Here is a 15,268-nt window from a genome sequence, read left to right on the forward strand (position 1 = left end):
AGATTAGTTAGGACAAGTCGCAATGACATCGCTGTTTGTCACTAAAATCGTCGCATCACCTTTACCTGCAGTCGCAGCATAGTTTGCCACTTGAGTCTGCATTTCAACGGTAGCAGCAGCAGCCATACCATCTGTAGCGTCCGTTTCACCTGGGCTCACAATCGAACTATGGTGACCTTTAGAGAAACGCACAACGCCATGACCTTTACTGGTACTATCGACACAAGGTAGGCCAATAGCAGATATCAACGGCTCAGTGCCCGATAACGGAAAGTTATCTACCCGGTTCGGTAACACTTGATCAGGTAAGTTACCATTGCCATCACCGGCGATTTCAATCAAATGAACAGGTAAGTCCGTCGCCTTTAACATAGCGGCATGGTTAATTGGATCAGCAGAATCCACAGCCGTTTGAACCGCAAAGGCAAACGTAGGAATAAACTGGGCATATACTGCCTGCACCAGTGCCTCATATTCAGGACTCCCCACCTCATATCCTGCAGTATTAGCCTTATCGACCAGCGCTTGGAAAGTCGCAGATGCCTTGATATTGCTAAACAGCACTGGACCAAAGGTTGCAGAACCCGCAAATGATCCTGCTAATCCCCCTGCAGGCGCTGCTAGGGATAAGGCATTGATGACATAGGCATTTGGCAAGGCATCGCCGGTTGCAGGGTTCTTCATGCCAGTGCTGGCATAGGTCGCAAAATCGGTGCCGACAATCGCGCCTAAACTCAGACCTTGAGCACTGATTTTAGACACGTCAAATACTTGTGGCTGACCTGCTTGTGCTAAGCCCTGTGCTAATCCTGTTAGAGCAAGACGAACACCTAAATGGTCCATCGTCGCTTGACGGAAATTATCACGCACCGACAAAGTGCTAGAGATATTCACGAACACCAGCGGATTACCATTTTTAAAGGCGTCTGGTGTACCGACTACAGCCCCAAAAGAAGGATCGGTCGCAGAGACTTCATAAACCCCATCGCCGTTAGCATCGAATGAACGCGCCCCATGCAGTGGCATATCGATAGCAATAGTTGCAACGCCCATGGCTGCGTAAGAGCCCGCATAGGCCAGTGACATTTCTTTGCCGCCACCTAAACCGTGCAGTGCGATTGTGGTTGGCCAACCGGATGTAGGAGGAATAAACTCACGACCTTGCTGTTGATAAAAAGCAGCCAATTTCGTTGCATTGGGCATAGAAATCAGTACAGGTACGGTTTCATATCCTTTAATCGCTGGAATTGGGTTGAACTTAGTCAAATGCTTAGTTTTATCTACCGCTGTACCATCGTCTAACAACCAAGTTTTTCCCGCCATTAGAGACGGATTGGCTAACGCATCGGCAGGGTTCGCAATACCATTGGCTACGGCTTGCATACCAAAATTATTCTGGCTGAGTGTGCCTGCTTGCAAAGCTAATAGTACAGAGACAGGGCTATCGCCTTGTGCTTTCCAATGACCATTAATTAATGGTTTTCCTTCTGCTGACAAACAACTGACCGAAGAGCAGTCACCGTAAATCGGCAGTTTAATTTTGGCGGTATACACATCGGCTAAACTTGATACCACGTAGGCAGCTCCAGCAGCCGGTGTTAAGCCCGCAGCTTGTGCAACGGTATAACCGGCAGGCGTTGGCATCTGAGCAAAGCTGGGGGCATAAGGCGCGCCCTTTGCCATCAGCAATTTAGTCGTTTCATAGACGTTAGCGACAGACTGAGTCGTAAACAGCCCAGAGTAGCTTATGGTCGAAGGATCGACATTATGGGCCGCAGCAATGCCTTTCTCGTAGCTGTTTACTAAGGTTTGCAGCATCAATTGATCTGGCGTTTCTAATGGCAATGTCGTGATGTCTAACTTCAACAAACCATAGGTGGTTGAAGGTGCAATGCCACGACCTTCAGAATCTTGAATAAGATTGGTTGTCGCATAAATATAAGACTGCCCAGCTTTGAGTGGCTTAAGCGGCACTATTACCACTTTATTACCTGATGCGGTGGATACAAAGTCAACGCCAAACTGCAGTTCTGCTCCGACTTTACACGCTGAAACTGACGGTTTAGCAGTACATTCAGCATCAGAAGACAATGGACCACCGACAGTGGCCTCAAACATTCTGACTGCACCAGGTTGTGCAACCGATGCCGCCATTAGGGTCAGTGGTGTGCCGTCGTGTTTTTTCGCTAAATCAATATCAATGGAAATCGGCGATGTTGTCGACCAGCCATCTAACGCCCCAAGCGCGATTTGTGGATCAACATAATTGCCTGAGCTTTCACCCGGAATCGATAATGTGCCATCCTTGGTACCACTGAATAGTAAATCATTCGGTAATGGTACTTTTGAATTAGCAGGGTCGAACACCATGTGCGATTCAGGGACGAGCGGTTCAGTCTTATCCTTGAGTTCGTTAAAACTGTCCTCACCACATCCTGTGAGGCCCAGTGCAGATGCAATCGCAACACCCAAAATGAGTCTTTTCATCTTTTTTCCCCAAATCTTGTTGTAATAGTTTTGTTTTCCCCAAGAAATTAGTCACAATAGCTTTTAAATCTGTGACCAATAGGGCTTATGTTAGCCCCTAACTCATTTCAAGTTAACGTAAAAATATTGAGTTAGCCACAAGTTTGTCACAAACATTTTAGCTATTTATAACTAAGTTTCATTCATTTGTTTGAAACATGCGTTTATCACTTCAGCGACTCTAGAAGTGGCGGGCATTCCCGCCAAGAGGAAAAAGAGACTCATGTTGGAATATCAAGCAGCAAAAGATTTACTCAAAGGCAAAACAATTTTAGTGACAGGCGCTGGCGCTGGTATAGGTCGCACCGCTGCCGTTGAGTTTGCAAAGCACGGCGCCACTGTGATTTTACTCGGTAAAACAGTGAAAAAACTAGAAGCGGTTTACGATGTAATCGAACAAGCCGGTTATCCAAAACCTGCCATAGTGCCATTAGATCTTAAGGGCGCGACGGAGCAAAATTATCGCGATATGGCCGATACCATAGCCGAACAATTCGATCATTTAGACGGCTTATTACATAACGCGAGCCTGCTCGGTGCCCTAGGCCCGTTTGAACACATAGATATTCCATCACTCGAAGACGTACTCAAAGTGAACGTCACGGCCCAAGTTATGCTAACTAAAGCATTACTACCTGTGATGCGCCAAGCGCCCAGTGCATCGATTATCTTTACGTCGAGCAGTGTGGGTCGTCAAGGCCGCGCCTACTGGGGACCTTATGCCTTCTCTAAGTTTGCCACCGAAGGCATGATGCAAGTCCTCGCCCATGAGTGCGATGGCACCTCGGTTCGCGTCAACAGTATCAATCCAGGTGCAACCCGCACTGAGATGCGCGCTAAAGCCTACCCAGCTGAGAATCCACTGGATCTCAAAACCGCAGAAGAGATCATGCCGACCTATTTATATTTAATGGGTCAAGATGCTAGCGCAGTGAACGGTCAGCAGTTCAACGCTCAGTAATCGCATCGCTTATCGGTTTAGCAGTATGATTCAGCAATAATAAAGGGCCTATTGATGGCCCTTTATTATTTTAGATATTCGCAAGATGGATCTCTGTATTAATCCATGGGAATAAACAGCATAAAAACGCTGCACCACCAATCTTAACTTAACTGAATTTTTGCAAAATAAATCATCGTTTTAGCTTTAGCGGCTCTGCTTGATTCATCAAGCAAATTCTGCGTATCTAGCGGTGAGTCAGCTAACTCATGGCTTGAGTAATAACTTACCCACAACTCATTTCCGTCAATCACAACGCCCGCATAACTGGTATCGCCCTTCGATGGCAGTGTCAGTAGTTCTTGAACCACGCCAGTATCAGGATGAATTTCAACTAAAGCCGTTCGAACTTGTTCATCGTATAAGCGCACCACTGCCAACAGGCGGGATTGATACATCAACATCACTGGCCCACCAATGCGCTTATCGAGTTCTTGCCATTGCCAATCGGTGAATGGCGCGCGACTGTGACCGAGTAAACCAACAAATTCAGGCCCCCAAACGGGATCGCGCCTCAAGAGACAAAAGCCGCTGTCTTGATCAAAAACAATGGCTGTTTCGTTGACATAACCTTGATTATTAAACACCTTTAGCCAAGTCTTGAACTGCACGCCATCATCACTCTTATACAACCGAGTGTCACCATCAGGTCCTGGGCGATAGCCCACACCATAGAGCGTATTTTGATGCTCGGTTAAACGCCATAACCAATAGCCCTTATCAGCTATCTTTAGCGCATCCGACCACACTAGCCCATCGGCTGAGCGCCAAAGATGTGATTGAAGACCCGACTTATCATGTAAGGTCCCGCCACCGAGTAAAAGCAATTCCCCTTGATATTCAATCAGTTTACCGTCGCGTAAATCAGCCTCTTCCGAACGAATAAGTGCCACGCTCTGCCACGTCTCGCCGCCATCCACTGAACGTAGAATACGCAAAGCGCCATCGGGTGACACATGGGCAGTCCCTTCACGGAAAACACAAAAAAGTGCTTCCTGAAACGCGATTAAATCGGTAAACGCATTATGGGCAGCTTGCTCCCAAATCCGTCGCACTGAAATTAGCTTCATCCATTCACTCCTCAATCCAGCTGACTCTTGTTATAACATAGCTGCAAATAACAGAAAGCAAAAAGGCCGCTAAGCGGCCTTTTTCATTGGGATAAAACAACTTAGCTGCGCTGACGCGATGGCTTAGGTTTTCCCGAACCGGTTACTTTATGCTTACGTACGGCGCGGCGAATTTTAGCACTCTTCACCTGAGCACGGGCTACGCTGTGTTTATCGGCAGCAAGCATAGTGCGGGTTTCAGGCTCTAAACCTGCCAGTTTACGCAAGTAGTTAACTTGCTCCATTGGCAATTCAACCCAGCCACCCCGTGGCAGTGATTTTGGCAATTCAACCATACCGTAACGGATACGGATCAAACGGCTCACTTGCACTTCTTGGGATTCCCACAGACGGCGTACTTCGCGGTTACGACCTTCGCGTAAACATACATGCCACCACTGGTTCATGCCTTCGCCGCCCGCTGGCTTGATGCTATCAAACTGCGCAGGGCCGTCTTCTAACATTACGCCTGTACGCAAACGTTGCACTGTCGCTTCTGGGATTTCACCGAAGGTACGCACTGCGTATTCGCGGTCGACTTCGTTCGATGGATGCATTAAGCGGTTCGCTAATTCACCATCTGATGTAAACAACAATAAACCTGAGGTGTTGATGTCTAAACGACCTACCGCAACCCAGCGTGAATCACGCACTTTAGGTAAGCGATCGAATACCGTTGGACGGCCTTCAGGATCTTTACGACTACAAATTTCGCCTTCGGGTTTATGGTATGCCAATACTCGACAGATCACGTCTTCGGCAGACTTTAACGAAATCGATCTCCCATCGATACGCACTTTGGCATCGGCTTCAATCCGATCCCCAAGGCTAGCAATTTCACCATCAATACTAACTCGGCCTGCAGCAATCCATGCCTCCATCTCACGACGGGAGCCATGGCCTGCACGGGCCAAGACTTTCTGCAATTTTTCACTCATTAGTATTTTGCTCTTCTGACTGTTCCGGCGTTAATTTCACACTTGAAAAAACCGCCTGCAATGACTCAGTATCCGACAGCGGCGGTAAATCCGCTAAGGTGTCTAAGCCAAAATATGCTAAAAATTCTAAGGTAGTGGCATACAACGCGGGTCGCCCCGGTACTTCTTTATGGCCAACTACTTTAATCCAATGTCTATCTGACAAACTTTTTATGATGTGACTACTAATGGCCACACCGCGCACCTGTTCAATATCGCCGCGAGTCACAGGTTGACGATAAGCAATCACCGCCAAGGTTTCTAATGTCGCACGCGAATATTTAGGCGCCTTTTCTTGCCACAGGGGCTGCAAAAAAGGACTCAAGACTTCTAAGGTCTGGAAGCGATAACCTCCAGCGACTTTCACAAGTTGCACACCTCTGTCTTGATAATCCTGCTGCAGCTCATCCAATGCAGCTTTTATTTTGTCTCTGGAAACCGTGAAATCCACCAATACAGTGTCTTTCAACATTTTCGCCGACAAGGGTTTCCCCAATACAAACAAACTCGCTTCAATAAGCTGTTTTAATTGAGTCGGATTTATCTGCATCAATTAATAGGCCTTAACGTAAATAGTTGAAAACGGTTCTGTTTGGTACAATTCAACCAATAATTCTTTGACTAATTCCATCAGTGCTAAGAAGGTGACGACCACGCCTGCACGGCCTTCTGCTACGGTAAATAAACGTTCAAATGCCGTAAAATCTTCCGAGTTCAGCATGGCTAAAATCTGGCTCATGCGCTCACGCGTCGATAACTGTTCACGCTTAACGTGATGATCTTCATTGGCATCGATACGTTTGAGCACATCGCCAAAGGCGCGGGCAATTTCAAACAACGAGACTTCTGGCGGGATCATTAACGGCTTAATGTCAGGTGCTGCCACTGCTTTGGCTTGAAACACATCCCGCTCGAGCCGCGGCAAATCATCGAGTTTTTGCGACGCTTCTTTAATCACTTCATAGGCTTTCAACTGACGGATCAATTGCGCCCGAGGATCTTCCTCAACCTCATCTTCAGCCACCATACGCGGCAGCAGCAAACGGGATTTAATCTCGGCAAGCGTTGCCGCCATCACTAAGTAATCGGCGGCAAGTTCAATTCGAGCCTGAGTCAGCAACGTAATATATTCTAAATACTGCGCGGTGATTTGCTGAATGGGTAAATCGACAACGTCTAATTTTTGCTTACGGATCAAATATAACAGTAAATCCAATGGCCCTTCAAAGGACTCAAGGAACACTTCTAACGCCTCCGGCGGAATAAACAAATCCAGCGGCATTTCGGTCATTGCCTGACCACGAATAACGGCTAAGGGTAAACTCTGTTGCGTGCCCTGCATCCGCTATCTTGCTCCGTTAACGCTGCGCTACCCAACTTAGGCTAACGCCAAACGCGCGATTATACCTGTAAACCTGCGGCGATAAAACTGCCAAATGTTCACTGCCACTCGCCGCATCGCTCACTCGTATCTATTAGCGATAAATCTATTGCGCTGGATTTAGAGGAAAGGCGTGATATCACCCGCGCCTTCACGCAAAATTTCGGCGCCATCTTCAGACATATCAATCACTGTCGTCGGTTTTTCACCTAAATAACCGCCATGGATAATCACATCCACTTGATGCTCGAGCAAATCGCGAATTTGTTCAGGATCAGACTCGGCAAATTCTGCATTTGGCATCACTAAACTGGTCGACATCAGCGGCGCATCTAAGGCTTCAAGCAACGCCAGTGCGATCACATTGTCGGGCACGCGAATACCTATGGTCTTTTTCTTGTCATTTTGCAGACGACGCGGCACTTCTTTGGTCGCTTTAAAAATGAACGTATAAGGCCCAGGCGTGCAACTTTTTAGGATGCGATACGCCTGATTATCCACTTTGGCGTAGGTCGCAAGCTCGGATAAATCACGGCACATCAATGAAAAGTTATGATCGTTCTCGATTTGACGAATTCTCGCCATCCGCGTCATCGCGTCTTTCTCACCAATCAAGCAGCCTAAGGCATAGCCCGAATCGGTGGGATAAACAATCACACCGCCCGCTTTTAAGGCGGCAACAGCTTGACTGATAAGGCGTGTTTGCGGATTTACTTCATGTACATAAAAAAACTGACTCATGGTCGTTCCACCCAAGATTCCGATTGCCAGACCCAATCAATACCTTGGGGCTGATACAGATTTTTTCCTAATTCAATCCAATTACTTGGAAAGTGAAAATCACTCCCTATCGATGCAAGCAATTGATTTTGTAAGCTCAAGGCCACAAGGTTGGCCCTGTCGTCTAATGTTTGCTGGCCAAGTACCACTTCCATGGCATCTCCACCCGCTTCTTTATATTCGCGCACTAAGCGCTTAAGCCACTTTGCCGATAACTTATAACCACTGGGATGCGCCAACACAGCTAATCCACCCGCGTTATGAATGATATCGATGGCGCTGGCCATATCACCCCAATTATTGGGGACATAACCGGTTTTACCGCGGGCAAGGTAGCGTTTAAACACGCTCGGCATATCCACAGCATGACCATTTTCAGCCATCCAGCGGGCGTAATGTCCACGGCTCAATGCAGCTTCACCCGCCAACGCCTTGGCACCTTCGTAAGCGCCTTCAATACCGGCCTTGGCTAATCTATGGCCAATTTCTTGAGCGCGTAATTCACGTAACTCACGCTGATTTTCTAAAAATGCTAATAACGCAGGATTATCCGCATCGAAGTTAAGCGCAACTATGTGGATATCATAACTGTTCCAGCGAGTAGAGATTTCTACGCCAGAGATCAATTTCAATGGTTCTGCTTGCGATAGATTAAAGGCACGGGCTTCGGGTAAACCTGCTACCGTGTCGTGGTCAGTAATCGCAAATAACTGCACGCCCTTTTCAAGGGCTCTAGCCACCAATTCAGACGGAGTTAACTGACCGTCGGATGCGGTCGTGTGGCTGTGCAGATCAGCCAATATGCTTTGAGTATTCATGGGCCTATTGTACGTGAATTTGTTAATAAATGCGCTGCTATCTCGCATTTTGTGGCTGTGTGACTTAAATTTTCTACGTCATTAAAGTGAATAAATCGCAGAAAATGAAAAATATTCAATTGACATTCGACCCCAGCTAAGGTTTTCTATACACCAATTACTGAATTAGCGAGACCCTTTTGAATGACACACATTAACGCTTCATTAAACATCATTTGGTGGTGGCACTTCCCAACTTAGCGGGTGGTGTGAAGCTCTGTGCTCATTTGAAAGTGACCAGAATCAACAAGAAGCCCGCAGAAATGCGGGCTTTTTTGTTAGGTGCGAAAAATGTCGGCAGACTCGGGTAACAAGATTAAGAAAGCGAGATAACTCATGATGTTAAAGACATTTTATAAGGTAGCTGGAGTATGAACATGCCCAAACAGACATTCGCACGCTCAAGCACACTCAAGTCGGCATTAACCTATCACAGCGATCCACTGCGCTTGTATCAGCACATTACCCAAGATGCGCCCCATACTATGTTGCTGGAATCGGCCGAAATCGACAGTAAAGATCACTTAAAAAGCATGGTGATGACCCATGCCGCCATGATGATCCGCTGCGACGGTTATCAACTGACCTTTACCGCACTGACCGACAATGGCGCGAGCTTACTTGCTCCCATCGCACTTTTTTTCAGTACTGCTGTCAATGTAGCCCGAGATAACTTGACTTTAGTGGTGACGCTGCAAAAAGACACTAAGTTGCAGGATGAAGATGCACGCTTAAAATCGACCTCGCCACTCGATGGCCTGCGGATGTTTATCCAGCAGATTGATTGTGGCGCTCATACTGACAGCCAAAGTAAACCCGCCTTTGAGGATCTGTTTTTAGGTGGCGTACTGGCCTACGACTTGATTGATACCGTCGAACCGCTGCCAGCCGTACCGAACCGCGATAATGATTGCCCTGACTACTTATTCTACCTCGCTGAAACCTTAATCCTGATTGACCATAAACTGAAACAAGCCGACATCATTACCCATAATTTCAGTAGCGATTCTGGCCAGAATGCCGCCATCACTGCAGCGCTGAGCGAACGAGTACAGCAGTTAAGTACACAATGTAAAACCCTCGGTAATTCACCTGCCGATGTGCCGACACTGGTCGCCATCGACGCAACTGAGCAAGTCAATATTTCCGATGAGGTGTTTAAACAAACCGTTATCGATTTGAAAGAACACATCATTGCGGGCGATATTTTCCAAGTGGTGCCATCGCGTAGCTTTAGTTTGCCTTGCCCGAATACCTTAGGAGCTTATCGTGCCCTGCGTCTAACGAACCCAAGCCCTTACATGTTTTATTTCAGGGGCCCAGATTTCACCCTTTTTGGCGCCTCACCCGAAAGCGCACTCAAATACGAAGCCAGCAGTAATCAAGTCGAAGTCTACCCGATTGCAGGCACCCGTAAACGCGGCAAAACCGCCACGGGCGAGATTGATTTTGACTTAGACAGCCGCATTGAACTTGAACTGCGTTTAGATAAAAAAGAACTGTCAGAACACTTAATGTTGGTCGATTTAGCTCGCAACGATATCGCGCGCATCAGCCAAAGCGGCAGCCGTAAAGTCGCCGAACTATTGAAAGTTGATCGCTATTCCCACGTGATGCACCTCGTCAGTCGCGTAACGGGTCAATTGCGCCAAGATTTAGATGCGCTGCATGCTTATCAGGCCTGTATGAATATGGGCACTTTAGTCGGCGCGCCCAAAGTAAGCGCATCACAACTGGTTCGCCAAGCGGAAAAAGCCCGCCGCGGCAGCTACGGCGGCGCTGTGGGTTACCTTAATGCTCTTGGTGATATGGACACCTGTATTGTGATCCGCTCGGCCTTTGTCAAAAATGGCACCGCCTTTATTCAAGCGGGCGCGGGCGTCGTGTTTGATTCGGATCCCCAAAGTGAGGCTGACGAAACCCGTCAAAAAGCCCAAGCCGTGATTTCGGCCATCAAAATGGGCGCTGGACTGCGAGTCAATGAATCGCCAGCGAATGACGCGTCAGCTCAATCGACTTTTGTGCCATCCACTTCAGTACCATCTAAATAGGAGCCAAACATGAAACTCTATCTACTCGATAACTTTGACTCCTTTACCTACAACTTAGTGGATCAATTTCGCAGCCTAGGCTGTGAAGTGGTGATTTACCGCAACGATGTTGCCGCCGACTTTATCGCTGAAAAACTGCTTAACGAACAAGAACCCGCAGCCCTAGTGTTATCGCCAGGTCCTGGTGCGCCCCATGAAGCAGGCTCTATGATGGCGCTTATCGCCAAAGTCGCCGGTAAAGTGCCTATGCTGGGTATCTGCCTTGGGCATCAAGCTATGGTGGAATATTACGGCGGCACAGTGGCGCGCGCGCCTTTTGTGGTGCATGGCAAGGCAAGCCCGACTTTCCATGATGGCACTGGCGTATTTGCCGGTTTGCCCTCTCCCCTGCCCGTTGCCCGTTATCACAGTCTAGTCGCCACTCACGTGCCTGATTGCTTGCAAGTGATTGCAACGACTGACGCTATGCCGATGGCAATTCTGCACCCTGAGCACAGAGCCGTTGGCTTTCAGTTCCACCCTGAATCGATTCTCACCACCTTAGGTAGCACACTGCTCATTCAAACCTTGGCCTTTCTTACCCAAGAGATGACATTTCTACCCCAAGACATGACAACAGGAGTAACCGCATGAGTACCAACCCTATTCAGCCTTTACTCGACGTTTTATACCAAGGTAAAAGTTTAAGCCGCGAGCAAACCGCCGAACTTTTTGGCGCGTTAATTCGCGGAGAGATGAGTGAAGCGGCAATGGCGGGAATGTTAGTTGCGCTGAAAATGCGCGGTGAGACCATTGATGAGATCAGCGGCGCCGCCGATGCTATGCGCGCCGCTGCCAAACCTTTTCCTTGCCCTGAGCGAAACAACAATCCGCTTCATAATGGCATAGTTGATATTGTTGGCACGGGTGGCGATGGCTTTAATACCATTAATATTTCCACCACTGCGGCCTTTGTTGCCGCGGCGGCAGGCGCTAAGGTCGCCAAACACGGCAATCGTAGCGTGTCGAGTAAATCGGGTTCATCGGACCTCTTGGCGCAATTTGGCATCGACTTAACTATGTCGCCAGAGACTGCCAGTCGTTGCCTCGACGCATTGAATCTGTGCTTTTTATTTGCGCCACACTACCATGGCGGGGTAAAACATGCGGTGCCCGTAAGACAAGCACTGAAAACGCGCACTTTATTCAATGTGTTAGGGCCGCTAATTAACCCCGCAAGGCCTGAGTTTATGCTACTTGGCGTGTATAGCCCTGAGTTAGTCTTACCGATAGCGAAAGTATTAAAGGCGCTTGGCACAAAACGCGCTATGGTAGTGCACGGCAGCGGTTTAGATGAAGTCGCGCTGCACGGCAACACCCAAGTTGCTGAGTTAAAAGACGGCGACATCATAGAGTATCAACTCACGCCCGCCGATTTAGGCGTGCCTTTAGCGCAAATATCAGACTTAGAAGGGGGCGAGCCCGCGCAGAATGCCTTGATTACCGAGGCGATTTTAAAAGGCCGTGGCACTGAAGCACACGCCAATGCGGTCGCCATCAATGCCGGCTGTGCTTTATATGTCTGTGGAATTACTGATTCAGTCAAAGCCGGAACCTTACTTGCGCTCGCTACCATTCAAAGCGGCAAAGCCTTTGAATTGTTAAGCCAGCTCGCAAAAGTCAGCGGTGAAGCCCTAGTCAACGGTCAAGAAAGAGGAAGATAAGCGAATGTCTCAAGTAGAAGTGACTCCAACAGCAATGACTCAAGACCTGCGTACTCAGCCAGAGGCAGCCACAAACGCTATGCCAAAAAGTAATGTGTTAACCCGTATCGTCGATACCAAAACGGCCCATATTGCCGCCCTAAAACTGCGTTTCCCTGAGGCGAGTCTGTCGCCAAAAATCTCTGACCGCAGTTTATTTTCCGCACTCAAGGCACCCAAGGCGGGTTACATTTTAGAATGCAAAAAAGCCAGTCCGTCCAAAGGGCTTATCCGCGATGTGTTTGATGTAGAAGCCATCGCCGATATTTACGGTAAATATGCGGCGGGCATTTCGGTATTAACCGACGAGCAATTTTTCCAAGGGGATATGGACTATATTCCTAAGGTGCGCGCTCGGGTGAACCAACCGATTCTGTGCAAAGATTTTTTTGTGGATGAATACCAAATCAAACTCGCCGCTCACCAAGGCGCCGATGCGATTCTGTTGATGCTGTCCGTGCTTGATGATGAACAATATCAAGGTCTAGCGAAAGAAGCCGCTAAGTATCAACTCGATGTACTGACCGAAGTCAGTAACGAAGAAGAACTTAAGCGCGCCATCGCATTAGATGCGCCGATTATTGGCATCAACAACCGTAACTTAAGGGATTTAAGTACCGATCTCGCCACCACAGAAGCCTTAGCGCCACACATTGGCAGCGACCGCGTGGTGATCAGCGAATCTGGCATCTACAACAATGAGCAAGTACGTCGCCTAAGTCCGCTGGTTGATGGCTTCCTTGTCGGCAGCTCGATTATGGCTGAGGCTGATATCGACTTGGCCTGCCGTAAATTGATCTTCGGTCACAATAAAGTCTGCGGCCTCACCCGTGTGGAAGATATTCGCGCCGCGGCAACAGCAGGCGCTGTCTATGGCGGACTGATTTTTGCTGAAAAATCCCCACGCGCGTTAACCCTTAATGCCGCAGAACAACTACTCAAGGAGTACCGTGCATCTGATGCCCCCGCCATTGAATTTGTCGGCGTGTTTGTTAATGCCGCGCCAAGCACCATCACCGATATCGCTGCCAGTTTGCAGTTATCTGCCGTACAGCTGCATGGCACTGAGACTGAGCTTGAAATAACACAGCTCGCTGAGCGACTTGAACAAGCGGGACTCACCACCCAAATTTGGAAAGCCGTCAGCGTCGATGCGCAAACGGGTGAGCTTGGCAACTTACCTCAGGGAGCACAGCGTTATCTGTTTGATAGTAAAACGGCAGGTCAATTTGGCGGCTCAGGCCAAGCCTTTAATTGGCAAAATATTGATGTGAAGTCCTTAGGCCAGCAAAAGGCCCATGCCATGTTGGCGGGCGGACTCAACGCCGAAAATGCGGCCAGTGCCAATGCCCAAGGATTTTACGGTTTAGATTTTAATTCTGGCCTAGAAACCGCCACAGGAATTAAGTCGGCGCAACTGATCCAAACGGCTTTTACCCATTTACGTCTCTAGCCTATCGCGCTAAGCAAGAAGCCCTAGATGCAGTTGGTGCTCGACAAGCGTGATGCTCGACAAAAAATATGAACCTATTAATGCCAGTGGCCAAAATAGATAACGGCTCAGTTAACATTATTTATACGATTAACACCAAGACGCTGTTAGCACAATCGAAGCCACTGACAAACTGATTGATAAGATAAGGAAAAAGGTATGTCAAAGTTAAAGCTTAACCCTTATTTCGGCGAATACGGCGGCATGTATGTGCCACAGATTTTAGTGCCAGCCCTTAAGCAATTAGAAACTGCCTTTGTGGAAGCGCAGGAAGATGACGACTTTAAAGCCGAATTTACCGATTTACTGAAAAACTACGCGGGTCGCCCTACAGCACTGACCTTAACCCGCAATTTAAGCCCCAACCCTATGGTGAAAATCTACCTCAAACGAGAAGATTTACTCCACGGCGGCGCCCATAAAACTAACCAAGTGTTAGGCCAAGCTCTGCTTGCTAAACGCATGGGCAAAAAGGAAATTATTGCAGAAACCGGTGCTGGACAACACGGCGTTGCCACCGCCCTTGCCTGCGCGCTATTAGGCTTGAAATGTAAAGTCTATATGGGCGCGAAAGACGTTGCGCGCCAATCACCGAACGTATTTAGAATGCGGTTGATGGGCGCGGAAGTCATTCCTGTCACCTCTGGTTCTGCCACCTTAAAAGATGCCTGTAACGAAGCGATGCGCGACTGGTCTGGCAGCTACGAAAAGGCTCACTATTTGCTCGGCACGGCCGCGGGGCCACATCCGTTCCCAACCATAGTGCGTGAATTTCAACGCATTATTGGCGAAGAAACCAAAAAGCAAATGCTAGAGCGTGAAGGTCGCCTGCCCGATGCGGTTATCGCCTGTGTGGGCGGCGGTTCCAACGCCATCGGCATGTTTGCTGACTTTATCGACGAGCCAAGTGTCGAACTGATTGGCGTCGAACCTGCGGGTAAAGGCATCGACACGCCAATGCACGGCGCGCCGCTTAAACACGGTAAGACAGGGATTTTCTTCGGTATGAAAGCGCCTTTGATGCAAGATAGCGAAGGCCAAATCGAAGAATCCTACTCGATTTCAGCTGGATTGGACTTCCCCTCCGTTGGCCCGCAGCACGCGCATCTTAATGCCACAGGCCGCGCCCGTTATGAATCCGCCACCGACGATGAAGCCTTGGAAGCCTTCCAACAACTGGCTCGCTGTGAAGGGATTATCCCCGCATTGGAATCGGCACATGCTATCGCCTATGCCGTGAAAATGGCGCGCGAGTGCACCAAAGAAACCATTTTAGTGGTCAATCTTTCCGGTCGTGGTGACAAAGATATTTTCACCGTTTCTGACATTTTGAATGGTAAAGAGGTATAACGA

13 protein-coding genes and 1 other annotated feature are annotated in these 15,268 nt (G+C 48.4%); of the genes, 6 read left to right on the forward strand and 7 right to left on the reverse strand.

The features are described from left to right. Positions 1 to 3: 3 nt before the first annotated feature. Positions 4 to 2,487, reverse strand: a complete 2,484-nt coding sequence (locus tag Q4Q52_RS09185; protein ID WP_311990434.1) for a VolA/Pla-1 family phospholipase — start codon at positions 2,485 to 2,487, stop codon at positions 4 to 6. Positions 2,488 to 2,749: 262 nt separating this feature from the next. On the opposite strand from Q4Q52_RS09185, the gene Q4Q52_RS09190 reads away from it, so the two are divergent. Continuing rightward, positions 2,750 to 3,487, forward strand: a complete 738-nt coding sequence (locus Q4Q52_RS09190) for a YciK family oxidoreductase (protein ID WP_311990435.1) — start codon at positions 2,750 to 2,752, stop codon at positions 3,485 to 3,487. Positions 3,488 to 3,630: 143 nt separating this feature from the next. On the opposite strand, the gene Q4Q52_RS09195 is transcribed toward Q4Q52_RS09190, so the two are convergent. The 6 genes from Q4Q52_RS09195 to rnm form a co-directional block, all read right to left on the reverse strand. Next, entirely contained in the window at positions 3,631 to 4,596 is a 966-nt protein-coding gene (locus Q4Q52_RS09195) for an exo-alpha-sialidase (protein WP_259560597.1), read from the reverse strand. A 101-nt stretch (positions 4,597 to 4,697) separates the two neighbouring features. Further along, entirely contained in the window at positions 4,698 to 5,573 is an 876-nt protein-coding gene (gene rluB / locus Q4Q52_RS09200) for a 23S rRNA pseudouridine(2605) synthase RluB (protein WP_006082181.1), read from the reverse strand. Beyond that, on the reverse strand, positions 5,566 to 6,162 hold the full coding sequence (gene scpB, locus Q4Q52_RS09205) for an SMC-Scp complex subunit ScpB (protein WP_012089553.1): 597 nt from the start codon (positions 6,160 to 6,162) through the stop codon (positions 5,566 to 5,568). The genes rluB and scpB overlap by 8 nt, the downstream gene beginning before the upstream one ends. Positions 6,163 to 6,165: 3 nt before the next feature. Further along, the gene (locus Q4Q52_RS09210) at positions 6,166 to 6,954 is read right to left on the reverse strand and encodes a ScpA family protein (RefSeq protein WP_011847143.1); all 789 of its coding nucleotides are present in this window, start codon (positions 6,952 to 6,954) and stop codon (positions 6,166 to 6,168) included. A gap of 159 nt (positions 6,955 to 7,113) precedes the next feature. After that, positions 7,114 to 7,734: an L-threonylcarbamoyladenylate synthase gene (locus Q4Q52_RS09215; RefSeq protein WP_006082184.1), complete on the reverse strand. Its 621-nt coding sequence runs from the start codon at positions 7,732 to 7,734 to the stop codon at positions 7,114 to 7,116. Continuing rightward, on the reverse strand, positions 7,731 to 8,591 hold the full coding sequence (rnm, locus tag Q4Q52_RS09220) for an RNase RNM (protein ID WP_041411197.1): 861 nt from the start codon (positions 8,589 to 8,591) through the stop codon (positions 7,731 to 7,733). Before rnm ends, Q4Q52_RS09215 begins: the two co-directional genes overlap by 4 nt. A 210-nt stretch (positions 8,592 to 8,801) precedes the next feature. Further along, positions 8,802 to 8,909 (forward strand) — a sequence feature (Trp leader region). A gap of 98 nt (positions 8,910 to 9,007) precedes the next feature. Here rnm and Q4Q52_RS09225 point away from each other — a divergent pair. The 5 genes from Q4Q52_RS09225 (at position 9,008) to trpB (ending at position 15,265) form a co-directional block, all read left to right on the forward strand. Next, a complete protein-coding gene (locus Q4Q52_RS09225) occupies positions 9,008 to 10,681 on the forward strand; it encodes an anthranilate synthase component 1 (protein ID WP_311990436.1) in 1,674 nt (557 codons plus the stop codon). A 9-nt stretch (positions 10,682 to 10,690) separates the two neighbouring features. Then, positions 10,691 to 11,314 (forward strand): aminodeoxychorismate/anthranilate synthase component II, encoded by a 624-nt coding sequence (locus Q4Q52_RS09230; protein ID WP_011847146.1) that lies wholly within the window; start codon positions 10,691 to 10,693, stop codon positions 11,312 to 11,314. Further along, complete coding sequence (gene trpD, locus Q4Q52_RS09235) at positions 11,311 to 12,384, forward strand: anthranilate phosphoribosyltransferase (protein WP_011847147.1); 1,074 nt, start codon at positions 11,311 to 11,313, stop codon at positions 12,382 to 12,384. Before Q4Q52_RS09230 ends, trpD begins: the two co-directional genes overlap by 4 nt. Before the next feature lie 4 nt (positions 12,385 to 12,388). Beyond that, on the forward strand, positions 12,389 to 13,876 hold the full coding sequence (trpCF, locus tag Q4Q52_RS09240) for a bifunctional indole-3-glycerol-phosphate synthase TrpC/phosphoribosylanthranilate isomerase TrpF (RefSeq protein WP_311990437.1): 1,488 nt from the start codon (positions 12,389 to 12,391) through the stop codon (positions 13,874 to 13,876). A 198-nt stretch (positions 13,877 to 14,074) separates the two neighbouring features. After that, positions 14,075 to 15,265: a tryptophan synthase subunit beta gene (trpB, locus tag Q4Q52_RS09245; protein ID WP_012089560.1), complete on the forward strand. Its 1,191-nt coding sequence runs from the start codon at positions 14,075 to 14,077 to the stop codon at positions 15,263 to 15,265. Positions 15,266 to 15,268: the final 3 nt, after the last annotated feature.

This window comes from Shewanella sp. SP1S2-4, assembly GCF_031932075.1.
GTDB lineage: Bacteria > Pseudomonadota > Gammaproteobacteria > Enterobacterales > Shewanellaceae > Shewanella > Shewanella baltica.

What these genes read in the sequence shown, in the direction of transcription:
- Q4Q52_RS09185 (WP_311990434.1), bottom strand. Translation starts at nt 2,487, where the DNA reads ATGAAAAGACTCATTTTGGGTGTTGCGATTGCATCTGCACTGGGCCTC.
- Q4Q52_RS09190 (WP_311990435.1), top strand. Translation starts at nt 2,750, where the DNA reads ATGTTGGAATATCAAGCAGCAAAAGATTTACTCAAAGGCAAAACAATT.
- Q4Q52_RS09195 (WP_259560597.1), bottom strand. Translation starts at nt 4,596, where the DNA reads ATGAAGCTAATTTCAGTGCGACGGATTTGGGAGCAAGCTGCCCATAAT.
- rluB (WP_006082181.1), bottom strand. Translation starts at nt 5,573, where the DNA reads ATGAGTGAAAAATTGCAGAAAGTCTTGGCCCGTGCAGGCCATGGCTCC.
- scpB (WP_012089553.1), bottom strand. Translation starts at nt 6,162, where the DNA reads ATGCAGATAAATCCGACTCAATTAAAACAGCTTATTGAAGCGAGTTTG.
- Q4Q52_RS09210 (WP_011847143.1), bottom strand. Translation starts at nt 6,954, where the DNA reads ATGCAGGGCACGCAACAGAGTTTACCCTTAGCCGTTATTCGTGGTCAG.
- Q4Q52_RS09215 (WP_006082184.1), bottom strand. Translation starts at nt 7,734, where the DNA reads ATGAGTCAGTTTTTTTATGTACATGAAGTAAATCCGCAAACACGCCTT.
- rnm (WP_041411197.1), bottom strand. Translation starts at nt 8,591, where the DNA reads ATGAATACTCAAAGCATATTGGCTGATCTGCACAGCCACACGACCGCA.
- Q4Q52_RS09225 (WP_311990436.1), top strand. Translation starts at nt 9,008, where the DNA reads ATGCCCAAACAGACATTCGCACGCTCAAGCACACTCAAGTCGGCATTA.
- Q4Q52_RS09230 (WP_011847146.1), top strand. Translation starts at nt 10,691, where the DNA reads ATGAAACTCTATCTACTCGATAACTTTGACTCCTTTACCTACAACTTA.
- trpD (WP_011847147.1), top strand. Translation starts at nt 11,311, where the DNA reads ATGAGTACCAACCCTATTCAGCCTTTACTCGACGTTTTATACCAAGGT.
- trpCF (WP_311990437.1), top strand. Translation starts at nt 12,389, where the DNA reads ATGTCTCAAGTAGAAGTGACTCCAACAGCAATGACTCAAGACCTGCGT.
- trpB (WP_012089560.1), top strand. Translation starts at nt 14,075, where the DNA reads ATGTCAAAGTTAAAGCTTAACCCTTATTTCGGCGAATACGGCGGCATG.